The sequence below is a fragment of the Flavimaribacter sediminis genome, assembly GCF_019492055.1.
Taxonomy (GTDB): domain Bacteria; phylum Pseudomonadota; class Alphaproteobacteria; order Rhizobiales; family Rhizobiaceae; genus Flavimaribacter; species Flavimaribacter sediminis.
In genome coordinates, this window is the sequence record NZ_JAICBX010000003.1 from 235,471 (window position 1) to 260,284 (window position 24,814).

13 protein-coding genes are annotated in these 24,814 nt (G+C 60.1%); 9 read left to right on the forward strand and 4 right to left on the reverse strand.

The features are described from left to right. Nucleotides 1-17: 17 nt before the first annotated feature. Both K1W69_RS16760 and ggt read right to left on the reverse strand, forming a co-directional pair. Nucleotides 18-1,487: a hypothetical protein gene (locus K1W69_RS16760; RefSeq protein WP_220229575.1), complete on the reverse strand. Its 1,470-nt coding sequence runs from the start codon at nucleotides 1,485-1,487 to the stop codon at nucleotides 18-20. Next, nucleotides 1,477-3,072, reverse strand: coding sequence for a gamma-glutamyltransferase (gene ggt / locus K1W69_RS16765; protein ID WP_220229576.1), 1,596 nt, complete (start codon nucleotides 3,070-3,072; stop codon nucleotides 1,477-1,479). The genes K1W69_RS16760 and ggt overlap by 11 nt, the downstream gene beginning before the upstream one ends. A gap of 201 nt (nucleotides 3,073-3,273) precedes the next feature. Between ggt and K1W69_RS16770 the strand changes: the two genes are divergently transcribed. Continuing rightward, nucleotides 3,274-3,801: a YHS domain-containing (seleno)protein gene (locus tag K1W69_RS16770; protein WP_220229577.1), complete on the forward strand. Its 528-nt coding sequence runs from the start codon at nucleotides 3,274-3,276 to the stop codon at nucleotides 3,799-3,801. A gap of 3 nt (nucleotides 3,802-3,804) precedes the next feature. Here K1W69_RS16770 and K1W69_RS16775 read toward each other — a convergent pair whose 3' ends face one another. Next, a complete protein-coding gene (locus K1W69_RS16775) occupies nucleotides 3,805-4,650 on the reverse strand; it encodes an alpha/beta fold hydrolase (protein ID WP_220229578.1) in 846 nt (281 codons plus the stop codon). Nucleotides 4,651-4,683: 33 nt separating this feature from the next. Then, nucleotides 4,684-5,904: a HupE/UreJ family protein gene (locus tag K1W69_RS16780; RefSeq protein ID WP_220229579.1), complete on the reverse strand. Its 1,221-nt coding sequence runs from the start codon at nucleotides 5,902-5,904 to the stop codon at nucleotides 4,684-4,686. A 155-nt stretch (nucleotides 5,905-6,059) separates the two neighbouring features. Here K1W69_RS16780 and K1W69_RS16785 point away from each other — a divergent pair, with 155 nt between their 5' ends. The 8 genes from K1W69_RS16785 (at nucleotide 6,060) to K1W69_RS16820 (ending at nucleotide 24,811) form a co-directional block, all read left to right on the forward strand. Then, nucleotides 6,060-6,539 (forward strand): cupin domain-containing protein, encoded by a 480-nt coding sequence (locus tag K1W69_RS16785; protein ID WP_258571155.1) that lies wholly within the window; start codon nucleotides 6,060-6,062, stop codon nucleotides 6,537-6,539. Nucleotides 6,540-6,832: 293 nt separating this feature from the next. Then, entirely contained in the window at nucleotides 6,833-9,613 is a 2,781-nt protein-coding gene (locus tag K1W69_RS16790) for an ABC transporter transmembrane domain-containing protein (protein ID WP_220229580.1), read from the forward strand. Nucleotides 9,614-9,675: 62 nt separating this feature from the next. Further along, nucleotides 9,676-10,155 (forward strand): cyclic nucleotide-binding domain-containing protein, encoded by a 480-nt coding sequence (locus K1W69_RS16795; protein WP_220229581.1) that lies wholly within the window; start codon nucleotides 9,676-9,678, stop codon nucleotides 10,153-10,155. Nucleotides 10,156-10,425: 270 nt separating this feature from the next. After that, a complete protein-coding gene (locus K1W69_RS16800; RefSeq protein WP_220229582.1) occupies nucleotides 10,426-12,816 on the forward strand; it encodes a FecR domain-containing protein in 2,391 nt (796 codons plus the stop codon). Continuing rightward, a complete protein-coding gene (locus K1W69_RS16805; protein ID WP_220229583.1) occupies nucleotides 12,816-15,677 on the forward strand; it encodes a PKD domain-containing protein in 2,862 nt (953 codons plus the stop codon). Before K1W69_RS16800 ends, K1W69_RS16805 begins: the two co-directional genes overlap by 1 nt. Beyond that, complete coding sequence (locus K1W69_RS16810) at nucleotides 15,674-22,009, forward strand: PKD domain-containing protein (RefSeq protein WP_220229584.1); 6,336 nt, start codon at nucleotides 15,674-15,676, stop codon at nucleotides 22,007-22,009. Before K1W69_RS16805 ends, K1W69_RS16810 begins: the two co-directional genes overlap by 4 nt. A 36-nt stretch (nucleotides 22,010-22,045) precedes the next feature. Beyond that, a complete protein-coding gene (locus K1W69_RS16815; protein ID WP_220229585.1) occupies nucleotides 22,046-23,776 on the forward strand; it encodes an adenylate/guanylate cyclase domain-containing protein in 1,731 nt (576 codons plus the stop codon). A 6-nt stretch (nucleotides 23,777-23,782) separates the two neighbouring features. Continuing rightward, the gene (locus tag K1W69_RS16820; protein WP_220229586.1) at nucleotides 23,783-24,811 is read left to right on the forward strand and encodes an alpha/beta hydrolase; all 1,029 of its coding nucleotides are present in this window, start codon (nucleotides 23,783-23,785) and stop codon (nucleotides 24,809-24,811) included. Nucleotides 24,812-24,814 lie beyond the last annotated feature (3 nt).

Sequence of the window (24,814 nt, forward strand, 5' to 3'; positions counted from 1 at the left end):
AATGGCGGCAATTCCCGTCAGACCACCGCGCTGACGATGAGTATGACGATTGACGCAACCACCCAGGAAAGGATCGTGAACACGCCGTTCCAGCGCCATGAGTGCACAGTGCCGGGAATTCCGGTCACCCGGTAAAGCACCAGTGAAGACGCGCTGAACGGAGAGCCTGTCAGATTCAGTCCCCAGCCGATCAGCAGCGAAAGGCCGAGCACCGAAGGCTGCAGACCAAGCCCCGGCATATCGACGAGAATTCCACCGACGAACGTCACCGCCATCATCGGCGGCAGGCCGATACAGGAGGCCAGCGGAATAATGGCCGCGACCGAAATGTAAACAAGCAACGGGTTGACGCCGTCCATGAAGGTCGATCCGGCAAACCAGGAATGATCAACAAGCGAGGCGCCGAGAATGCCGATGAAGCCCGCCAGTCCGAGTGTGGCGGCCTCGGGGCTGCCCGCCGGAATGGATTGCGTGAAGACACCTCGCGCGCGATTGACGAATACTGGCCAGGGATGGGCGGGATTTTCCAGGCACTGGACGAACAGCCAGAGAATAGATACGGGAACCGCCGCAATCATGATCCCCGAAACAAGTGGTATGCCGCTTGCGTGCCTGATCATCCAGGCCAGACCCACCAGCGCCGCGCTGACGCTCAGGAAGCGACCGATCGCAGCATAGGGGAAATCGGGTGGCGGGACGGCGGGTACCGGCACGCCGTCGCGCACAAGTTTCTGGCGCGCCCGGTGACCGGTCAGGCGGTCTTCCGCCCAGCCAACGCCGAGCAGGACGATCGCCATCAGAACGCCGGCGATCGCAATGACCGAAGCCCTTGCTCCCGGCACGGTGGTGATGACGACGGCCTGGGCGATCGCTGTCGGCGCCCATACGTTGAACCAGGAAAAGCCCCTGCTCAGCGCGCTGATCTGCCGCCGCAAACGGATTTCCGACAATTGCGGCGTGACGACGGACGCCGCATCCACGCCGCGCTTGATCAGTGGGCCGAGGAGACTGATTGCTCCGAAGTTCAGGAGCACGCCCATGAAATGTCCGCCAAGATGCAAGGCGATGTAGCGCCTGCCAGGCGGCTGGCTGGTCAGGTACGAGCCGATCGCAACAACCGACGACGAGGTGTTGGCGCCGGCGCGCAAGCTCGTCATCAGCATCATGAAGGCGGCGAGGTAGGCGGCCCGTGACAGATCCTCGATGACGTGTTGCACGCCGTCGGCGTCGGCGCCCCAGAGCGCAATTGCCGTCACCAGCGCGGCGATCGTCAGTAACGCCCTTTCTCTCAGGCGGAAATATGACTGGCACACCACGCAAAAAATGACGAAGAGCACGCCGCCCGCAAGCTTCGCTGACCATGAGGGTTCGAATACGGTCCAGATCGCGGCAATGCAAAGAAGGCCACAGCAAAACGCAATCAAGGCTTTGAGGCGATCGCCGCCGTCGGATGGGGCAATGGAAGCGGCGTTCGTGTCAGTAGCCAATGGCGCAGCCGTCCTTTCGAGGGTCGGACGCGCCTGTCAGCACATTGTTCCGCCAGTCAATATGGATCGCCTGCGCTCCGCCGATCGGGCGCGCCGCCAATTCGATGCGATGGCCGCGGGCAATGAGTCTCTCGCGAACCGCGGAGGGAACGGCCCGCTCCATCTCGACGGCGCCCGTCGCAGGATTGACCATGAAGCGCGGCAGATCCATCGCCTCCTGCAGGTCGTATCCGTAGTCATAATAGCGCGTAAGAAACTGCATGTGTCCGAAAGCCTGGTAGTGACCGCCCATCACGCCGTAGGACATCACCGCCTTGCCGTCGCGTGCGATCATGCCGGGGATCAGCGTATGCAGCGGCCGCTTGCGCGGAGCGATGCAATTGGGATGCCCTTCGGCCAGACTGAACCCCGTGCCGCGATTGTGTAAAAGCACGCCGGAACGCGGCGCTACGAGGCCGCTGCCGAAACCGCTGAAAAGCGAATTGATGAAACTGCAGGCGTTGCGTTGCCTGTCGACAACGGTGATATAGACCGTATCGCGATGGTTCGGCAGCTCCAGTTCCCTTGGCGGCGGCGTGGCGCGGAACCGATTGATCGACGCATGAAGCTCTTGCGCTGCGTCCCGCGACAGCAAGGCCTCGACAGGTATCTCGGAAAAATCCGGATCGCCCACGTAAGTGTTGCGAACTCTGTACGCGAGCCGACACGCTTCCAGTTCCGTATGTATCCGTTCGACGGAAATCGGACCCGTCCGGTCGATTTCGGCCTCGGACATGAGATTGAGCAGCATCAGCGCCGTGACGCCCTGGCCTGCGGGAGGGCATTGATAGACCGTGTTGCCCCGGAATTCGACGGATATCGGCGTGACATAGTCGCCTTGCGTCTCGGCGAAATCGGCAAGCGAGTGCAACCCGCCAAGTGACTGGAGATAACCGACGATATCATCGGCGATCCATCCGGAATAGAAGACGTCGCGGCCCTCCTCGCCGATTGCGCGTAGCGACCGCGCCAGCCGCGGCTGTTTGTGAATCGTGCCGAGTCCGGGAATTTGCCCGTTGTTGAGGAAGATGTCCGCCGTTGACGCGTCATCCGCCAGAAACGCTGCGGCGGCCGCTAAATCGGAATGAACACGCGAGGAAATCGGGTAGCCGTTCTCCGCGTAGAAGATCGCGGGTTTCAGCAATTCGCCGAGTTTCATCGAACCGTGATCGCGGCACAGCTGCGACCAGGCGTCGACTGCGCCGGGCGTCGTCACCGCGTGCGGCGAGCGCTGCGGTATCCGGGCGATCCCCTGCTCCCGGAACCAGGAATGTTCCGCGGCCATCGGCGCGCGACCCGATCCGTTGAAGGCGATCGGCTCAACAGCCCCCTGCGGCGCATACAGGCAGAAGCAGTCGCCTCCGATTCCGGTCGAGCCCGGCTCGACCACGCACTGGACGGCGCAGGCTGCAATCGCCGCGTCCATGGCGTTGCCGCCGCGCAACAGAACCTGTATCGCAGTTTGAGTAGACAGCGGATGAGACGTCGCGGCCATCCCGCCGGTCGCGACGACCGGGGAACGACCGGGAAGTGACAAATCTCTCAACGCTGACCTCCGGAAGACGGGCAAGGACGGGACTTGTCTTTCCTATCGCGAATTGCAAACGAATGACCAGCCTGAAGTTGACGCTCACGCCGGATCAATTCGCCGTCACGCAGCCCTAACGCGAGTGTGTATAGCCGTGAGTGGCGGGCAATTCCGCCGGTGCGTATCGTAACGGTAGAAATTTCAACCGGGAGATAAATCATGTCAATTCGTTCCTTGTTCCTCGCGACGGCCTTTGTCGCGGGAAGCGCAACGCTTGCGTTCGCAGGCGAACAATATGTCGATAGCAGCGGCTACGCCGCATCCGGCTTCGACGTCGTGGCCTATTTCGATATGGAGCAATCGGAAGTCGGCAAACCACAATCGGACGCCGTGCGGGGCAATTCAGCCTATACGGCGGAGTACAACGGCGCCAATTGGGCTTTCTCTTCTGCCGAGAACCGAGACCGTTTTGTCGCCGATCCAGGCAAATACGCGCCGCAGTACGATGGTCATTGCGCCTATGGCGTTTCCAAGGGCGGCAAGGTGCCGGCCAATCCCAACCTGTGGCGGATTGTCGACGGCAAGCTCTATCTCAATATTACGAAGCCTGTGGTCGGATTCTGGGAGGAAGACATTTCCGGCAACCTGTCCCTCGCCCAGTCCAACTGGAGCGGCATCGAGGGTTCGCCCGCCTCGGAAGCGGAAATTCCGCAATACGACGGACCGATCGGACCGGTGTCAAACTGACGCCTATTGTCCAAGGAAGCTGCCGACGACCCGGTTGAAGCGGTCCGGGTTCTCGATGAACATGAAGTGGCTTCCACCCTCTGCTTCGCTGAACATTTCCAGTCGTGAACCGACTATGTTTTCAGCGATCCAGCGCGTCGCGCGGGGAGAGACGACACTCGCCTCTCCCCCGATGACAAGGCTTGGAACAACAATCCGTGGTATGACGTCCCGCCAATCGTTGAAAATATTGCTGAGGAGCAACCGCGCCGCCAGATCGCGCGGCATCAGCAGGTTTTTGTCGATGACCCACTGGATCGTTTCGGGTGGAGCGCCCGACGTGAACATTGACCGGATCATCTCGCGCGTTGCCTGCTCGCCGTCTTCTCCGGCAAGCCTGTGAGCGACTTCGAAAGCCATCGTCGGCTGGAACGCCGAGCCTGTTTCGTCGATCTTTTCCTGCTCCCAGTACGGATTGATCGCCAAACAGGGCGGCTCGTCGACAAGGACTAGCCGGTCGACCCTGGAAGCCCCGTACTGGTCCAGATAGGCCCAGATCACCGAACACCCCATGGAATGGCCAAGCAGAGCGGCTTCGTCGATCTCCAGGAACTCCAGGAGTTCGCGCAAGTCCTGCGCCAGCCGGGAGACGCGGTAGCCATAGTGAGGCTTTTCGGAGCCTCCGTGGCCGCGCTGGTCAAGCGCGATGACCCGGTTGCGACCGCGCAACGCCTCGATCTGAAACCGGAATTCCTCCAGGCACTGCGACCAGCCGTGAAGCATGACCAGCGGCATCCCGCTCCCGGTGTCGAGAAAGTTCAGCGCCACCCCGTCCGAAGTCGTGAATGTCCGGACGCTCTCCTGATCCATCAGACGTTCCTCCATCCTTGATGATCCGTCGCCTCAGACCATGCCCGTAAAACGCTCTGCAATCCACCATCCCGACACCATCGCGATCATCGCGAGCACGGCGACCCTGATCGGCCGGACCGCGCGCACTGAAAGCTGCGACAGCATGGCCATACTTGTCAGCGCCACCGCGAGGATGGCCACCTGGCCGAGTTCTATACCGATGTTGAAGGCGATCAGAGACAGCATGAGGTGTGGAGACGACGGCCCGAGCATATCCGTCAGGACGAACGAGAACCCGAGACCGTGCAACAGGCCGATGAGGCCAAACACCCATGGTGATCCGGCTTTGCCCGCCAGCGCGGCAATGGCTGCGTAGAGAACGGAGACGGCTATCGCCGTTTCCACGGCGGGGACAAACCAGGGCCACTGCGGCGCGAGACCGAACAAGGATGCAATCAGCGTGATCGAGTGACCGACCGTAAAAGCGCTCACCATCCAGAAGAGATTCAAGGTCAGGCCAACCGCCAGGGCGATCGCCACGACCAGCAGAACATGGTCCGGGCCTTCCGCGATGTGCCGCACGCCCCGCCAGAGAAAGGTCCTGAAAGCGAAAAGCCTGCTGCCGTTGATCGCGGCGCCGCCCTCCAGTTGACCGGTCTCGACATAGGCCGCCGCGCAGGCGTGCCGCGCATCGATGATGACGTTTTCTATTGTCATGCCGGAGTCCAGACGGATAGCCGGAAATCCGGACCGCACATTGATTGTACCGGACAACGGCTCTTCCGAAAGGACAATCCTCGCCTCGACGATAGCTTCGCCGAGAAGAGGATCGCCGTCCGCTCCGGAAAGGGCAAGTTGCGCTTCGGCGTCTGAAGCAACGGAAAAGTCGCGGTGCCGGGTCCGGTCCAGCAATCGCAAGGCCGTCACGCGCGGCGACAGGTCGCCTGCGGCGTGTCGCCATCTCAGGGAGCGCTCGACGCGACGGGCAAGTTCCCCCCGGCTGTCCGCCACGGCCGTGGACGACAGTCGGTAGTTTTGCGTTGCGCCCGTCTGCTCCAACACAAGAAGGGATGAAGTCAGTGGCTCTCCAGTTCTTTGCGACCTGACCACGAGATCGGCGAATACGAGCGGCGCAGGCATCTGCACATAGGCGACCGTCCTGTTGTCCTGGATGGCGACGAGAATCGTCCGGCTCCGCACATCTTCCAAAAAATGCGCCTTTGCCGGAAGACAGAAGGCCAACACCGTGGCTATCGCGATGATGAGTTTCATGAACCCGCCTTGTGATGCGGAACTGTACGCGCCATGGCGCTCACAGTGAAGCGGATCCATTCAAGTCGACCAGCAAATTGCGCGTTCACATTGCATTGGCGAGCCTGTAAACGGTAGAGCTGTCAATATCTGTTGATCAAAGGGATACTTTAACAATGCTCAGCATCCGGAATTTTCGTCGGATTTCCAGCAGCCAGTTTAACCACGGCGCAATGGCGCTGATTTCGGGCCTCGGCCTGTGTTTCCTTGTCGCCTCGCAGGCCGCGGCGCTGGAATACAAGCGCCTTGAACCCCTGCTGGAAACCGGTGAAACGATCATTGGCCAGACTTTCGTCTACCCGCAGGGCAGCCCTGCCGAAGTGACCGCGGTGATCGTGACAATGCTGCCGGGCGAGGAAACGGGGTGGCACGTTCACGAAGTTCCGCTGTTCGGTTACATGCTCGAAGGCGAACTGACCGTCGATTACGGCGCCGAGGGCAAGAAAACCTACAAAGCGGGCGACACGCTTATGGAAGCGCTCGATCACCCGCATAACGGCGTCAATACCGGCACGGGCGTCATGAGAATTCTCGCGGTCTTCATGTCGAGCGAGAACGGCGTCAAGACAAAACCGGTCGAGGCGCCAGCTGATTGAGCGCGAGCGCTGGACAAATATATTGCGCGGCAAAATGAAAACGTTCAGAATTGGATGGGGTTTAACAGGTACTGGATTCGTTTCTGCGCCTGTTGTCATCCGCGACAACGAATTCATTGTGGCGAGATGCGCGAATCGCCGTCAGGCGCCAACGGGTCCGTAGGAGAGGGTTATTTGATTTACCGGCTTCGCATAGGTGGGCTTGCAGGGCGCATGCCCAATCGCATGCGTGGGCAAACGCACAGTCGACTCACCCCCTGTGCTGCTACACATCTGACGAACCGGATAATGTGATGAACGCCCACAGCCGCGATCATAACACGCACCCGAGGCCGTCGACCGAGCTTGAGCCCAGCCTGCTCAAGTATATCTGGAAGAATTCCAGGAACGACCAGGTATGGATGCTGGTCGTCATTCTCGTCTCGATGATCCCTTACTACATGACGCTCGATCTGCCGAAATCGATCGTCAACGGACCGATTCAGGGCAACGGATTTGAAAACCCTGGCGCGACCTCCAAGTTCCTGGAATTCTACCTGCCCTATGGCGACGCCATCTTTGGTCAGCCGGTTCTCCTGTTCGGCGGATTTGAACTCGACAGGATCGGCCTGCTCTTCGCGCTGTCCTTCATGTTCATTTTTCTGGTCGCCGTGAATGGCCAGTTCAAGCGGTATATCAACACCTTCAAGGGCCGAATGGGCGAGCGCATGCTGCGCCGGATGCGGTACGAACTCTTCGACCGGGTTCTCCGCTATCCGCTAAGACATTTCCGCCAGGTCAAATCGTCGGAAGTCTCCTCGATGATCGTCAACGAGGTCGAACCGATGGGAGAATTCATCGGCGACGCCTATACGCAACCCTTGTTGATGGGCGGACAGGCGATTACCGGCTTCGGGTTTATCGCCGTCCAGAACATCTATCTCGGAATTCTGACGCTCGTCGTGATCGGTTTTCAGGCGGTCATCATTCCAAGAATGCGCCGCAGGCTGATCGCTCTTGGCCGCGAACGCCAGATCAAGTCGCGCGAACTGGCCGGACGCCTCGGTGAAATCGTCGACGGTATTCAGGATGTCCATACCAACGACACGACGAATTTCGAGCGCGCCACGATTTCGAGCCGCCTCAGCAACCTGTTTTTCATCCGCTTCGAAATCTATCAGCGCAAATTCTCCATCAAGTTTTTCAGCAACATGCTGATCCAGTTCCTGGCCTTCCTGTTTTATGCAGTGGGCGGCTACATGGCGATCCGCGGATCGCTCGATATCGGTCAGCTCGTCGCCGTTATCGCGGCTTACAAGGATCTGCCCGGACCGATCCGCGGCCTTCTCGACTACGACCAGCGGCGTTTGACGGCCGAAGCTCGTTACAATCAGGTGGTCGAGCAGTTCAGCGTGCCCAATCTGCAGGATCCGGACATGCAATCGCTTCCGGAAGGCGAGGTCCCTCATTTCTCGTCCGGCTACACCCTTTCCAACGTGCAGGTGATGGACGATTCCGGAAACAGGCTGCTCGACGGCGTAACGACGAAAATCGATATCGGAGAGCGCGTCGTCCTCCTGAGCAACAGCAGCGAACCGCTCAGCGTCTTTGCAAAAACGCTCGCCAGAGTCACCGATATCAGTTCCGGAAAACTGACGATCGACGGCAAGGAAGTGGACGCCTTGCCGGAATACTTGGCCGGACGACGGATCTCCTATGTCGACAGCAGCACGTTCTTTCCGCAAGGGACAATCTACGAAACGCTGACCTACGTTCTCAAGAACCATCCTCCTGAGCTTTCCGAGGAGGAAGCCAAGAACTATGAGATGACCAAACTCGAGATCACCGAGGCCAAGCGGACGGCGAACAGCCTGCTTAATGCGGAGGTCGACTGGATCGACTATGGCAAAGCCGGCGTCTCCAACCAGATTGAACTCGATGCGGAAATCTACCGCATTCTTAGCGATCTCGCGATGCAGAAGGACATCGTCGCCTTCGGCCTGCGCGCAACCGTGAACGCCGAGGAGAACGAGGAATTCTGCAAAGGCATCCTGGAAGCGCGAAACGAATTCCGCTCCAGTTACACGGAACTCGGCCTCGAAAACTCCGTCGAAACCTTCGAATATGACAGCTACAACAATTTCGCCAATATCGGAGAGAACCTGCTTTTCGGAACGTCGTCGGATCCCGACTACGAGCCGGAGAACCTGCCATCGAACAAGATGATCCGGAAATTGTTGGCTTCCGAAGGCCTGGAAGAGCCATTGTTTTCCATGGGCAAGGAAGTGGCCGAAACGACCGTCGAACTCTTCAGTGGCCTGTCGGAAGAAAATCCGTTCTTCGATCAGCTGGAATATCTCAAGCCGCAGGAACTTCCGGAATACAACGAGGCGATCAGTCGGGTGGCGTCTGCCAAGTACAAGGACATCAGCGAGAAGGACAAGAAACGTTTCCTCAGACTTGCCTTCACCTATACCGAATCGCGCCACCGCCTCGGACTTCTCGATGACGAACTGATGGACAAGATCGTGGCCGCGCGGAAGGCTCTTCGCCAGGAGCTGGAGGAACTGCCGGAAAATCCGGTCAATTTCTATGATCCGGGCGCCTATATGTCGTCAGCCAGCGTTTTGGACAACGTCCTTCTTGGCCGTATTTCTTCCACCATGGCCGGCGCGGAAGACGCCGTAACAGAAGCCATATTGCGTATTCTCGATGAACTGGAGCTGCAGGGCAGCGTGTTCCGGATCGGCCTCAACTTCAATATCGGGTCGGGCGGCAAGCGGATGTCGGAAACACAACGCCAGAAAATGCATGTGGCGCGCGCTATCCTGAAGAACCCGGATGTTCTGATCGCCAATCAGCCCCTTTCAGGCGTCGACCCGCAATCGCAGAGGCGAATTCTGGAGTCTATTCTGGAGCGGGCGAAGAAATCGGAGAACGGAGGTCCGGCGATAATCTGGGCGCCGACCGACCAGAGCGTCGCGACATTGTTCGATCGTGGGCTCATGTTTGAAGGCAACAAGATTGCAGGTGATGACAAACCCGGCAAATTGCTGGATGATTCCAAAAACGAAAGCGAACTGGCCGGAGCTTGAACATTGGTGATATATATTGATCCTCATTATTTCCTGAATGTCAGCAGTTCGAGGCGAAGCTGATGAAAAGCACCCTCAACAGCGAAGTTGAAATGCTTCGCACCATTCCGCTGTTTGCCGGGGTTGATCCGGCCAAACTGAAGCTTCTCGCTTTTTCGTCCGAACGCGTGACTTTCAGCGACGGACAGATCATTTTCAAACAAGGCAAGGAAGGCGACAACGCATACGTGGTCCTCGACGGAAACGCCGATGTTATTTTTGAAAAGGACGGAGAGGAAATCCCGGTCGCCAAGGTGGGCAAGAACGCACTGATCGGCGAATTGGCCATCCTGTGCAACGCGCCCCGCTCGGCGACCGTCAGGGCAAGGGGAAGGCTGGAGGCGCTCAATATCAAGAAAGAGTACTTCCTCGGCCTGATCACGGAATTTCCGAATATCGGCATCCATGTCATGCAACTGCTCGCCAAGGACATCACCAACGCTACGCGCGAATTGGCGAACGCCCGCATGGAACTTGCAAAACATACGTCAGAGCAGCACTGACGAGGCCGGATCTGGCCGACAACGCCTGACGCCAAGCCGTAACAGACTTTATCGACGCAGAGAACGTGTTTGCGTCTTGCGAATTCCGTAAGTCCAACGAAATACTGACCTCCTCGTCGTCTATCTGGTGATAACTTTATTGTTACCGGACGCCTAAACAGCAAATAAAGCCAATTGCATAACATTTAGCGCCCAAGTTTACGGTTGTAATTACATATAGTTCATCTGTACTGTATGGCAGGGCGCAGGAAATTGGGGATTTGGGACGCCTTGAAGCTTGAACGTCTGGCGCGATCGGCTGCTTTGGCATTGCTAACCACAATCGCCATCGTTCTTCCTGCTATTCAGCGGGACGAAACGGATGCGTTCGCCCAGACCTCCGACGCGATGACCGGGGCGTTTGCTCTGGAAGATGAGTTCGTCACCATCGCGATGCTTCCCGGCACAAATCTTCGCGACATTGCGGCGGAATACCTCGACGATCCGGATTTGTGGCCCATTATTCTGAGCCTGAACGACATAAGCGACGTTACGGAGATCGCCGAAGGCCAGGAACTGCAACTCCCGACAAGCCAATTGCAAACCGCAGTCAAGGCGCTCGCCGCGTCCCTTGAGAGCATTCAGCTTGCGAATGAGGCCGGGGCCCAGTTGTTTGCGCCCATACTGATCCGAAACGCCATCACCTTGCGAGACAAGGCGATCCGGGAAAAGCAGAACGGCGTTTACAAGGAGAGCATTCTGCTGTCGTCCCGCTCGATCGATCGTGCGGAATCCGCTCGCAAGAAAAGTCAGGAAAATCGCGACGTTGAGGCCGAAGCGCGTCTGAGCGATCGGCAGGGTTGGGTCGAAGGCCAGAAAATACAGGAGAACAGCTGGACGCAACGCGAGCTCAACGCCGTGCTCAATGAACAGGAAAAACTGAGAACCCTGTCGAGTTCGACGGCGCAGGTCGTGTTCCGCGACGCCAGCCGGCTGCGTTTGAACGCCAATTCCCAGGCTGTCATCGAGCGCATGCGCGCAGACCCGCTGCAACGCCGCGAAGACGCCCAAATCAGTCTCGTCCAGGGCGATTTCTATGCCCTTCTGGCGTCGGAGAACAACCGAAACCGGCTGGAGGTCAACCTGCCGAACGCTGACGCCACGATCGACTCGGGAAGTTTCTGGGTCAGCCAGGACCAGTCCGGCGCCAAGTTCTCAAACTTCGACGTCAAACCGGTCTCGGTCACAGCCGCCGGAGAGACGACGGTGCTCGGCCGAAATGAGGGCGCGGTGATCCGCAACGGCAGAGCCCCGGAGGAAAAAGTCAATATCCAGGGCCGCGTCCATCTGGTTTCGCCCGATGAAGGCGCCGTCTTCTATGGCAACGATGCCGAGCTTGTGTGGGACCCGATCGGAGGTGGAGAACAATACTGGGTCGAAATCGCCTATGACCCGCGTTTCGACCGCATGGCCAAGAGCCTTTTTGGAATTGAAGGCGCGCAGGTCGGCAATCTCGAATTGGATCCCGGCGGCTACTTCTGGCGCGTTGCGGCGATCGACGCCTTTGGTCTGCCGGGGCAAATGAGCACTGTGCGCAAATTCGAGGTCCGGTTCGACGATACGCCGCCATTCCTTAAAATCCTCGTCCCCGGACCTGACGCAATTCTTCGCAGGGCGTCCATCACGCTGGAGGGCGAAACCGAACCGGAGGTGGAAATCGTCATCGAGGGCGACCGCCTCGAAGTCGGGCCCGATGGCCGTTTCGGGTATCAAATGGAGGCTGTTGAAGGCGAAAACAGCGTCACGGTGACAGCCATCGACAGGGCCGGCAACGAAACCCAGCGTGTCGCGAAATTCACTTACCTCAGGGACGAGAACACGAACATCGCCTTTGACGACGCTCTGATCCGCGACGAGCGCGGCCGCTTCCTGACGGCGGGCGATACCCTGACGCTGTCCGGCAAGGTGAATGCGGACGCAAAAATATCCGTCGTTGACGCCGAAGAATCCATCCGCTCCGAAACCTATGCGGAGCCGGACGGCGCCTTCCTTGTCAATATTCCCATCGCCGGCGACGAGGAAAACCTCGCAATCCGGGTGACGAGCCCCTCGGGCTACGCCTTCGAAGAAACCCTTGAAGCCGTTATTCTCGACACTGCGCCCACGATACGATTTTCAAGCCCGCCGCCGCTCGTAACGTCTGAATCCATGCTGCAGTTGGCGATCGAGACGGATCAACCGGCAAGCGTCATCGTGAATGGCCATGAGGCAAGAGCGGAGAATGGCGCCGCCCATGTCGAGATCGAATTGCAGCAAGGGCCAAACCTGATCGAAACCGTCGCGACGAATGCTGTCGGCCTGGTCGCGATCGACAAGCGCACGGTGATTTTCGATACCGAAGCGCCCACCATCACGCTTCAGAATATCGAGGTCACGCCAAAGGGCGAGACAGCCCTTGTATCCTTGAATATCGGAGCATCCGATGCATCCGGACTGGCGAAGACGTCGCGTTTCAATATCCGATCGGGCGAGCAGCAACACAGCGGCGTATTGCGCTTCAACAAGATACGGAAGGCCTATCAGGGAAGCATGGAAATTCCGTTCGGGGAGGATGAATTGATTTTCGAGATCGAAATCGCTGATGTCGCCGGCAACGTCAATAATCTGAGGCTTGTGCAGTAATGCCGATCAGACGCCGCACGCAGCCGACCTTTACGTCTGCCCTCGTCGCGATTTTTATTGCCGGCGCTCTGCTTCCCGTCCGCGCCGAGGAGGCTGGATCGTCGTCGCAAACGCCGGTTCTCGTGACGTTCGGACCGCGCGCGGCGCAGTCGGAAGGCGACCACGACTATCGGCAATTCTTTCGCATTTCCTCGCCGTCGGACGCCGGCCGGCTTTATATCCGCGTCTACGATCCCGATGTCGGCGGCGCCCACGACGAACCCTTGTCGGGTTTTAACACGCAAACCCGTTTCAGCCTGTACGGAGACCGGTCCGAAACCACGATCTATCGCGATCCGCAGGGCGTCGTTCAGGAAACTGTCATGGGCGACCCGATCGGATCTGTCGAATTCAGGTCGGACAGCGAAGCCGACGGACAATGGGTCACGTTGTTTACGGTAGATGCATCCGATGGCGTTGAGCGCGGCGAAAAGCGCGAGTTCGTTCTTGCCGTAGAGGGGATGTCCGGCAATGACGGCAATGTCTTTGACGTTTTCGTCAGCCGCGAGGAGAATGAAAATGTCGCTCCCGACGGCACAAGCCTCTATTCCTATATCCCGACGTTCCAGTCGCCTGAAGATGGCGTTTTCGTAGAACTGCGCTTTCTGATTCCACACAATGCCGACGCGCTCGATGTCGAGAATTTCGACGCGGCGCGCGGTGAAATCGCCTATGCGGGTCGCTTTCGATCGCTGCCGCTCGGAGCATCGAACAAAAGCGAGTGGAAACGCGACAGGATAATGCTGAAGGCGGATGAACCCGGCCGCCTCGGATCGGTAACGTTCGCCGGCGGCAACGAATCGCCCAACGACCTGACGGTCTTCGCCGGCGTTCCGAAAGACGGCGCAAATTCCGTTGCTGCGCCCGTGCCGGTCGAACTTCCCTTGCGTGTTTTTCCTCTCAATCGCCGGCCACTGACGAGCTTCAACAAACGCCAGACCGCTTGTCTGGAAATGCGTTTCGGCGCATCCGCCTCCATCGATCCCGACACGGATGCAATCTCTCATTTCTGGCGGTTCGATGGCATGGGTCCGTGGATTCCCGGCGCAGTGCTGACCCACGTTTTTGAAAAACCGGGGGACCATACCGGGCGCCTCGAAGTATTCGACGACACGGGTATGGTCGCAAGCGGAGACGCATTCGATTTCTCCTTCTACGTCAAGCCGCGCCCCGTCGCCGCCTTCACAAATCCAATTCTCGCAGCGCAGGGCGCCGAGGTCCGGTTTGACGCGACGGGTTCATCGACAGTCGATCGGCCGGCCGGCAATCATATCATCGAATATCAATGGGACTTCGGCGACGGCGACAGGCTGATCCAGCGCGAGGGCGAACCGGATTTCGGTAAGCCAGTTCACGCCTACAAAAAATTCGGAAACTACACGATAGGCCTGACCGTCGTCGATTCCGCCGACAATCCCTGCAATACAGGCAGCATAACGGGAACGATCGAAGTCAATGCGCCGCCGGTCGCGAACGCCGGCGGCGATCGCGAATTGCTCACCGGCGAGATCGCGAAATTCGACGCCTCCGCATCCCATGACCCGGACGGCTCCGTGACCTATCATCACTGGAATTTCGGCGACGGAACCGAATCCATTCGCCAGGTGACCGAACATGCATGGCATCGGCCGGGCGCCTATGAAGTCACGCTGTCTGTCCTCGACGATTCCGCTTTCGAAACAGCCAGGGATTCCGAAACGATCACCGTCACCGTGCGCGACGCCGCCAACATGGAGCCTCAAGCCGTCGCCGGCCCGGATCGCGTCGCCGCCGTCGGAAAACCGTTCGCGCTCGACGCCGGCGGGTCCGCGGACAGCGACGGTTCGGTTCTCGTTTACGATTGGGACTTCGGCGACGCCACCGGCGCGAACACGCCAAAAATCAGCCACACCTACTGGGAGCCCGGCGCCTATCCGGTTACGCTCAAAGTCAGGGACAATGACAAGGGCGAAGCCATCGACACGCTTGTCGTCACCGTCGCGCCTCCGGACAACCGTGCGCCACTCATCGAGTTTCCCTCACGGTTCGAGACGATGGCGCACGAGCCGCTTCTTTTCAACGCCTCTGAAGCCGACGATCGCGACGGCTCGATCATCGCCTGGGAATGGGATTTCGGAGACGGGACAGTCGGCCTCGGACCTGTCATCGAACACCGCTACGACGCGCCGGGCGTGTACGAAGCAAAGCTTGTGCTCACCGATAATGGCGTCCTGAACAAGCAATCGAGCACGATCGACTTTAAGGTCGACGTCGCGCACAGACCCAATGAGAGGCCGATGGCGGACGCGGGTCAGGACATAACGACGGTCGCCGGTTCTTCCATCGCGTTGAGCGCCGCCGGGTCGAACGATCCGGACGGCTCCATCATCGCCTATGAGTGGGATTTTGGAGACGGCAATAGATCAACAGGCGTCGACACACGACATATCTACCAGTTTCCGGGGACCTATCGCGTCGGGCTGAAAATCACGGATGATGGCCGAAGCGGCGATCGTCTCGAACACGAAGACACCATAACCATAACCGTGCTGCCGGCGGAAAACCTTGAGCCCGTGGCGATCGCGGGCGGGGATCTTACAGTCGGCGTGCAGGAGATTGTCAGGTTCGACGGTTCAGCGTCCTACGATCCGGACGGAAACGTCATGCGATACCGGTGGGACTTCGGAGACGGCGGCAAATCGCCCGACCGTCGCCCCTACCACGCGTTTCATGATCCGGGAGAATATGAAGTGCGGTTGGTTGTGACTGACGACGGCGAGGAACCAAAAACGAGCGAGGCGGCTTTCACCGTCACGGTCAGGGAGGCAGGCGCAGAAAAATGACATTTTCGTACATGCGCGCATCCCTCTTCAAACACGCCTTCGCTTCGGCGGCGTTCCTGCTGGCAACCCTGCCGGTCCAGATCACGCCTGGCGGATCACATGGAGCTGCTCTCGCTCAGGACAACGAATACGCCGACACGCGGGCGCTCGTGACCTTCGGCCCGGCCGCCCGCCGGATCGAAGGCGATCACGACTTCCGGCAATTCATACGCTTTTCCGTGCCAGAGGATGCGGGCGCGCTTTATCTCCGCGTCTTCGACCCCGACAACGGCGGCAAGCACGATGAGACGATCGGTTACAACAGGGGTCATACGCGCTTCAGCCTGTACGGCGCCCGCGCCAGCATGCGTCTGTGGCGCGACGAAGACGGCGTCGTCCAGGAAAACGTCGAAGGCGAAGCCATTACCTCGGCCGAGTTCGGAACAGACCCGGAAATTGACGACACCTGGCACGGGCTCTTCGTCTTTGACTCCGAGGACGGAAAGCCCGCAGGCGAAGGCCGCCGGGAGTTCGTTCTGGCCGTCGAAGGCGTCGACGGCGACGGAGGCAATGTTTTCGATGTCGCCGTCAGCATGTCTGAAACCAGCAACGTCCGGCCGGACGCGCTCGAGATCTACAGCTACATGCCGACGTTCCAGGTCTCGCGTAAGGGGACCTTCGTCGAACTGCGTTTTCGGATACCGGACAGCGCCAAATCGCTTGTCGTGGAAAACTATGATTCCGCCGGCGGACATGTCGCATATGCGGGACGCTTCCGCACGGTTCCGATCGAGGCTTCGCGCAAGAGCGAGTGGAGGAGAAGCCGCGTAGAGCTTGACGCCTCGGAGCCGGGCCGGATGGGATCGGTCACCATGGCGGAAGGCGGCGAAACGCCGAACGACGTCACCGTGTTCGTCGGAGCGCCCGTCAATGGCGATGACGCGGTGGAACAGCCGGTCGCCGTCGAATTGCCATTGCGTGTTTTCGCGCCCTACCCGCGACCCGAAGTCGAATTCAGCCTGCAGCCAGGCGCGTGCGGCGACATGGCGTTCGACGCTTCCGCGTCCATCGATCCGAGAGGCGGACCGCTTGCCTGGAGTTGGCGACTGAACGACGGCGACACACTTTCCGGAGCGGAAATACAGCAGAGCTTCGAAGAGCCGGGCGACTATCCAGCGCGGCTCGAGGTGTTCAATGACAGCGGCATGATCGCCGACGGGAGCGCAACCGACTTCTCTTTCTTCGTCAAGCCGCCGCCGGTCGCGCGCCTCGAAGCGCCGGCCCTCGTCGCCCAGGGCGCCGACGTCCTTTTCGACGGAACCGGTTCGACCACCCAGGCCCGCCCGGACGGAAACCATATCAGCCGATATCATTGGCGCATGGGCGATGGCGGGGAAATTGTTCAGAACGAAGGCGACCCGGATTTCGGCAAGCCGGTCTACGTGTTCAAAAATCACGGCGTCTTCACGGTTGACCTGACCGTCACGGATTCCGCCGGCAACCCCTGCGACAGCGCCTCTGTGACCCATCAGGTTACGGTCAATGCAAAGCCGGTCGCCGAAACCGGCGGCGATCGCCGGATAGCCTTCGGCGACGCCATCGCTTTCGACGCGGGCGATCCGACGGGACCTGACGGCGATGCGCACCAGTTCGCATGGGATTTCGGCGACGGAGCGACTGCGACAGGCGCGAAGGTCGAGCATAGGTACGAAAAGCCGGGAACATACGATGTGTCACTGCGCGTCGATGACGGGAAAGGCGCTGAAAACAGCATCTCCACCGATACGGCCAGCGTTTTCGTCAATGCCTCCCCGGATGGCGCGGCCGCCGTCATTCCCGACATCATGCGGACGAATACCCCGGAGATATTTGACGCTTCCGGCGTTTTCGACAGCGACGGAGAAATCACCGCCATCGAATGGTCGTTCAGCGACGGCGTGACGACCGACAAGACCGCCTTCAAGCGCATGTTCCGCGACCCCGGCGACTATTCCGTCACTCTCAGGCTGACGGACGATTCGAACCTCGGCAACGCGGTGACGGAAATCACAAAGACGATCGCCGTGCCGGACCCCGGCAACATCGCGCCGGTTGCTGATCCGGGCGGCGACCGGCAGGCGCTGGTTGGCGAGATCGTCACTTTCGACGGTTCGGCGTCGAGCGACTCCGATGGCTCCATCCTCGACTACAAATGGGATTTCGGCGACGGACAGACCGCCGACCGTCTCGTGGTGGATCACGCCTATCACAAGCCGGGCGCCTACAAGGTGACGCTGGAAGTCACCGACGATTCCGGTCGTGACAACGCTACATCCGCCGCCTCATTCACCATTGTCGTCGCCAATCGCGACAACCAGTCGCCCATTGTGACCGCTGGCGGCGACCGCGCGGCTTTCGTAAACGAGATCATCGAATTCGACGCATCCGCCTCGATCGATGTCGACGGCAATCTGATGTCGGTGGACTGGGATTTCGGCGATGGCGGCGTGGCTTCCGGCAAGACCGCCTTTCACAGCTACTCCGAACCTGGCGACTATGTGGTCAGCGTGATCGTCAGCGACGATTCCGGACTTCGCGGCGCCGTCACCGCCAGGCAGTTCACGGTCACGGTCACCCACGCGCCCAACGAGGCTCCGCAATCCGATGTTCCGCAGACGCTGCGCCTCAAGACCAAGGTCCCCCACCAGTTCGATGCGAGCGCGGCGCAGGATCCGGACGGCAACATCATCAGTTTCGCCTGGGACTTCGGCGATGGCGGCGCATCGCACAGGCCAGTCATCGACCATGTCTACGATCGGCCCGGCGTCTACGAGGGCTCGCTCACGCTGACCGACGATTCCGGACTTCCGAACGGCGTCACGGTGCGCAATTTCAAAGTGTATGTCGAGGAAAAGTCCAACGAAGCGCCAATTGCCGAAGCGGGAGCGGACATCACGGCGATTGTCGGAGAACGCATCGATTTCGACGGCGTCGCGTCCACCGACGCCGACAGCAGCATCGTCTCCTACCACTGGGATTTCGGCAACGGCAAGACGGCAGTCGGTCAGAAACGGTCTATCGCCTATTTCGACCCCGGAACCTACGACGTCGTCCTGACGGTGACCGACAATTCCGGTCAGGCCAACGCATCCGCCAGCGACAGCCTTACGGTTACCGTCAACAATCGTCCCAACACGACGCCGGTCGCAAAGGCGCCTGAGGATCGGCCGGCGGCGATCGACGAAGCAATCGAGTTCTCTGCGGCGGAATCGGAAGATCCGGACGGAAACATTCTTTCCTACGAGTGGGATTTCGGGGACGGTAACACCGCCAGCGGTCGCGAAGTCAGCCATCTCTACGAGAAATCCGGAACCTATGTGGCGCGGCTGACAATCCGTGACGATTCCGGACTGGAAAACCAGAATTCCGTCAGCGAACGCACCATTGTCATCAACGAACCGCCGGTCGCCGAGGCCGGTCCGGATCAGCACGTCACCGCATCCGAAGTCATCTTCGACGCGTCACAGTCCTATGACCTGGACGGCGAGATCATTTCCTGGGAATGGGATTTCGGCGATGGCCAGCGCGGTACCGGGCAAATGGTCGCCCACACCTATCGGGCTCCCGGCGTCTATGACGTCAGCCTCTATATAGTCGACAGTTCCGGCACGATCCGCAACGACGCGTCGGATACGATGACGGTGATCGTCAACGCTCTCCCAGTCGCCGACGCCGGTTTCGATGTAGTGACGGCTCCCGGCGAAACGCTGACATTCGACGGGCGGCGATCCAGCGACCCCGACGGCGAAATCACCCGCTATCTGTGGAACTTCCGCGACGGAAACAGCGCGGAAGGAGATGTCGTCAGCCACGCATTCTCGACGCCCGGCTACTATTCCGTGGAACTGCGGATTTATGACGACACAGGCCATGAAGAAGCGACCGATTTTTCGCAGATCCTCATCACCGTGAACGACCAGCCGACGGCCGAAGCGGGACCGGATCTCTCGGTTGCTCCGGGTGAAGCGTTCATCCTGTCCGGCGCAGGCTCCACCGACCGGGACGGATCGATCACCAACTGGCGCTGGGATATCCAGAACACCGAGGAGACGCTGGAAGGCGAGACGGTCGAACACAGTTTCGAGGAAGCCGGAATTTACACGATCACACTGACGGTGACGGACGACAGCATCGCGTCGAACCGCACGGCGCAGGACGAGCTTACGGTCGAGGTGAACCACAAACCGGTCGCGGAAGCAGGTCATGACATCGTCAGCGACAAGCTGCGCATCGTCTTCAACGCCGGGGCCTCGGCCGATCCCGACAATGACGGTCTGACCTATATGTGGGATTTCGGCGACGGTTCGAAAGCCGCCGGCGCCGAGGTCGAGCATGTCTATGAGACCGGCGGCGTCTACCCGGTGTTGCTGACGACCGACGACGGACGCGGGCTCGCCAACTCGATCGACACCGACGCCCTCACCGTTTCGATCAACCGGCCTCCGGTGGCGATGGCCGGAGAAGACAAGGAAGCGTGCGTCGGCGACATCTTCGTCTTCGACGCCAGTTCATCCGTCGATCCGGACAACGGCCTTCTTCTGTACGAATGGGATTTCGGCGACGGAAACACGTCGACCATCATCAATCCGACCAAGGTCTACGACGATCCGGGCGCCTACACGGTGCGCCTCTCGGTGCGCGACGAATCCGGCCTCGCCAACGCGACCCATTCCGACGAGGCGCTGATGACGGTCTTGCCGGCGCCGGAAGCCCATGCCGGTTCGGACATCGAAGTCTGCGCGGGAACTCCGGTTCGTTTCGACGGAACCGAATCGAGCGATGTGGACGGCGTCGTCAATCGCTTTTCCTGGGACTTCGGCGACGGCCAGACCGGCGGCGGAGACCGCCCCGAGCACATCTATTACGACGCCGGCGTCTATCGCGTTTCCCTGCAGATCGAGGGGGATAATCTGGGGCTCTGCTCGCCGATTTCCACCGACGACATCCAGGTGACGATCCTTCAGGCGCCGGTCGCGGTCGTCAATGGCCCTTCATTGGTCGCCGCCGGAGAAGAGGTTTCTTTCGACGGTTTTGGCTCCAGCGTCGAAGGCGGCGTCATCGCCGCCTATGAATGGGATTTCGGCGACGGAGCCAGCGCGTCGGGCGGCAAGGTCAGCCATGTCTTCGAAAAACCGGGCCTCTATCATGTCCGGCTGCAGGCCAGCGCGAGCGAAGATCTTGGCGGCTGCGCCAGCACGGAGACGATACATCTGGTGACGGTCAACGCCGCGCCCATGGCGCAGATCGACGCGGCGCCGGTTGTCGAGGTGAACAAACCCCTCATGCTCAGCGGCGCCGGGTCTTCCGATCCCGATGGAGGCGTCTCGGGATATACCTGGGATCTCGGCGACGGCGGAGCCGCTACAGGCGTTGAAATACGCCATATCTGGCGAGAGCCCGGTCTTTACCCGGTCACCCTCAAGGTGGACGACGGGACAGGTCTTGCCAACGCCGCCGACGAAGAGCTCTTCGAGGTAAAGGTCCTGCCGGCGCCGGCAAGCGAGATCAACGGCCCGGCGATCGCCTGCGTCGGCGAGCCCGCGCCTTTCGCGCTGACCAATTTGCCGGAAGGAGCAGACAGCAGCCGGGCGGCCTGGACCTTCGGCGACGGAAACGGCGCTGAAGGCGAAACCATCGCCCACGCCTATGAGAAATCCGGCGTCTACTCGGTGAATGCGATCCTGCCGGTCGAGCGTGCGGGCGAAGTGCTGCAGACGCCCGTTTCGCGCAGCATCACCATCAATCGGCCGCCGGTCGCAATCATCGACGTCGTTCGCAAGACCTGCGCGGGGAAAGACATTGTTTTCGACGCGTCCCGGTCCTTCGACCCTGATGGCGAAGCGATCGCCTATCACTGGGACTTCGGAGACGGAACAGTCGCCGCAGGGCCGGTCACGGAACACAGCTACGGCGAACCCGGCACCTATCGCGCCGTCCTGACAGTAACGGACGCGACCGGTTCGCAATGCGCGGCTACCGAACAGGCCGTGGAGATTTTCGTCAACGCGCCGCCGGTCGCCGACGCCGGACCGGACATCGACCTTCTCATCGGCGGCGCTCACGATTCCCTGATCCTGGACGCCGGCCGATCGGCCGACTCAGACGGCGATCATCTCGAATATTACTGGATCCTGTCCAACGGGCTGGAGCTCGACGGCGAGAAAGCCCGCGTGGAATTCACCGAACCGGGCGTCGTGGAGGTGGAGTTGACCGCGGGAGATCCGCATGGTCTCGCCTGCAGCGTTTCCACGGATGTCATGACGATACGGACCACGACGAGGGAAGCGTCGACAACGCTGTCGCAACTGGAGTAATACCGTTGTCCTTCCTGAATCAGAACCGGGCAGACGATGCGTTTTAACCTTCGTTCCAAAATGATGATCTTCGCAGCGCTGATTGCCGTGCTGCCGCTGGTGGTCGCAGGCCAGTCGATCATTCGCGTCGCCCGCGACGAATTGAAGAGCGCCGCCAACGAACAGTTGGTCAGCACCGCGCGACAGGTCACGAACGAGTTCAACGCCTTCTTCGAATATTCGCTGTTCGTGCCGCTCGATCTCATCCGAAACGCGATCGGCGGAGAAACCCTGGATTCCCGCTCCAAGATCACGCTCTTGAAACAGGGCATCGCCGATCTTCCGGACGTGGTCTCCCTGCAGGTCAACATTGAAGGCGTGCCGCGGCCGATCGTTGTCTCGCAGGAAGCCTATGTCCGCACGCTGGCGGAACACTTCGAAGATCCCGTCAGCATTCTTCAGATCGACCCCGAAGACGCCCGGCCGGAAACGGAATCGTCGCAAAGGGCGACCAATGTCGAATTCATTGCCGAAACCGGCGACTGGCTGGCGACGGCGAGCCTGCCCATATCGGGGGGTATCGGCGGCAGGAACGCGATCCTCTATGCGCGCATCAATCTCGAACGTCTGAAACGCTTCATCACCAAACACCCCTTTGCGCGCACCGGCGCCATCCATGTCATCAACGGCGAAGGCGATATCGTCTATGGCACGACCGAGGGCAAGTACGAGCACGAAAGCGTGTCGGTGATGGCGCAACAGATGCTGTCTTCCCGACAGGCTGTCATCACCGTCGAACCGTTTGAGCTTGCCGACGGGTCGATTTCGCTCGGCGCGATCACCCTTGCGAGAGCTTTGCCCTGGGCGGTCGTGGTCGAGAAATCCGAAGCCGACGCCTATGCCCCGATCAGGGACATGATTCGAAGTCTTTTGCAGTGGCTCGGCATCGGCGTCGCCGTGGCCATGCTCGGCGCCGCCTTCTTTGCGCTCAGGATTTCACGCCCGATCCTGCACATCGGCGAGGCGGCGATTGAAATCGCGAAGGGCAATCTGGACGTCAGGGTCGACAACGTTCGCTCCCGCGACGAAATCGGGGATCTGGCGAAGCGCTTCAACGAGATGATCGTGCAACTGGCCGAACGGTTCGAATTGCAGAAATTCGTGTCGCAAGGCACGATGAAGGCTATCAGCGGAAGTTCCGATCGCGAGGTCTCCCTTGGCGGCGAACGGCGCAGCGTGGCGATCCTGTTCGCCGATATTCGCGGCTACACAGCCTTTTCCGAAACCCGCGAGCCGGAAGAAGTGGTTGAAGTGCTCAACAGCTACTTCCAGAGAATCACGGATATCGTTGTCGCCAATCACGGCGATATCGACAAATTCGTCGGCGACGAGATCATGGCTGTGTTCGGCGGCGCCAACCAGTCGAAGCACGCCGTCGAGTGTTCGCTCGCAATCATGCAGGTCATGGAAGAAATGCGCCTCACCTCCAAGGCGGACTTGAGAATCGGTATCGGCGTCAACGTCGGCGAAGTGGTTGTCGGCGCCATGGGCAGCAACCAGCGCAAAGACTTTACGGTGCTCGGCGATCACGTCAATCTCGCCGCCCGCCTCTGCGGACAGGCCGGACCGGACGAGACCTGGATCTCGCGCAATGTCCACGAACAGCTGCCCGCCAAATTGACCAGCCAGGCGCGCCGGATCGAACCGATCGCCGTGAAGGGAAAGAAAGACAGGATCGAGGTCTTCGTTTATGACGGCCCGGGGAAATCCGAGTCCGACGCGGCGTAGCGCATCATGGTCAAACCATCCGCTCTGGCGGCCTTTATCCCGACGCGCCTCCCCGCCCCGATTGTCCGTTGCCTGTACGCCGGGAGAAGAGAGAGACTGGCGCATCGCGTGATGGATCCGAAGGCGCAGGCTTTCGGCCGCCTTTCGAGGGCCGTCCAGAGCGATCGTCCCCCGACAATCGCCGAGATTCGCAAACAGGCGCAGAAAATCGTTGACCTGTTTGACGAGCCCGCCCCGCCGCTGCTCCGCAGGGAAGACATGGCTGTCGCCGGCGCCGAATGGCCGATACCGGCGCGGCTTTACAGCGATCGCCCGAAGGAGGCCGGCCCTTCGCCTGTTCTCGTATTCTATCATGGTGGAGGATGGTTCCAGGGCAATTGCGATTCCCATGACGGCCTGTGCGCCAGGCTCGCCAAATGGTCCGGCTGCGTCGTCGTTTCGGTCGATTACCGGCTGGCGCCAGAGCACAAGTTTCCGGCCGGCGTGGAAGATGCGATCGCCGCCTATCGGTGGGTCCGGCATAATGCGGAAGCCCTTGGCGGCGATCCCGCCAAAGTCGGTGTCGGCGGCGACAGCGCTGGCGGCAACTTCGCCGCCGTCGTTTCCCAACAAGCGCTGGACCGGAACTTCCAGCCGCCCGAACTGCAGCTTCTCATTTATCCGTCGCTCGATTCCAGCATGTCGACCCAATCCATGGAGGAACTGGAGCACGCCTACATCATCCCGCGCGACAGGGGCATGTGGATTGTCGATCTCTATCTCGAAAACAGAGGCGACATGCAGGATCCGCGCGCCTCGCCGGCCATACGGACGGATCTGACGGGCCTTGCGAAGGCGTGCATCGTAACGGCGGGTTTCGACCCCTTGCGCGACGAGGGCACGACCTATGCCAACAGGCTGCGGGCGGACGGGATCGATGTCCACCATCTGGTCTACGACGGACAGATACACGGCTTTGTCAGTTTCAGCCGCGCAATTCCTGGAGCAATCGATTGCCAGCGCGCCATGTCAAACTGGCTGCAAACCGCCTGGTAAGCG

Excerpts from the sequence above, each read along its gene's own strand:
- K1W69_RS16775 (WP_220229578.1), bottom strand. The coding sequence starts at position 4,650 with ATGGATCAGGAGAGCGTCCGGACATTCACGACTTCGGACGGGGTGGCG.
- K1W69_RS16795 (WP_220229581.1), top strand. The coding sequence starts at position 9,676 with ATGAAAAGCACCCTCAACAGCGAAGTTGAAATGCTTCGCACCATTCCG.
- K1W69_RS16790 (WP_220229580.1), top strand. The coding sequence starts at position 6,833 with ATGAACGCCCACAGCCGCGATCATAACACGCACCCGAGGCCGTCGACC.
- K1W69_RS16820 (WP_220229586.1), top strand. The coding sequence starts at position 23,783 with ATGGTCAAACCATCCGCTCTGGCGGCCTTTATCCCGACGCGCCTCCCC.
- K1W69_RS16810 (WP_220229584.1), top strand. The coding sequence starts at position 15,674 with ATGACATTTTCGTACATGCGCGCATCCCTCTTCAAACACGCCTTCGCT.
- K1W69_RS16805 (WP_220229583.1), top strand. The coding sequence starts at position 12,816 with ATGCCGATCAGACGCCGCACGCAGCCGACCTTTACGTCTGCCCTCGTC.
- K1W69_RS16780 (WP_220229579.1), bottom strand. The coding sequence starts at position 5,904 with ATGAAACTCATCATCGCGATAGCCACGGTGTTGGCCTTCTGTCTTCCG.
- K1W69_RS16770 (WP_220229577.1), top strand. The coding sequence starts at position 3,274 with ATGTCAATTCGTTCCTTGTTCCTCGCGACGGCCTTTGTCGCGGGAAGC.
- K1W69_RS16785 (WP_258571155.1), top strand. The coding sequence starts at position 6,060 with ATGCTCAGCATCCGGAATTTTCGTCGGATTTCCAGCAGCCAGTTTAAC.
- K1W69_RS16815 (WP_220229585.1), top strand. The coding sequence starts at position 22,046 with ATGCGTTTTAACCTTCGTTCCAAAATGATGATCTTCGCAGCGCTGATT.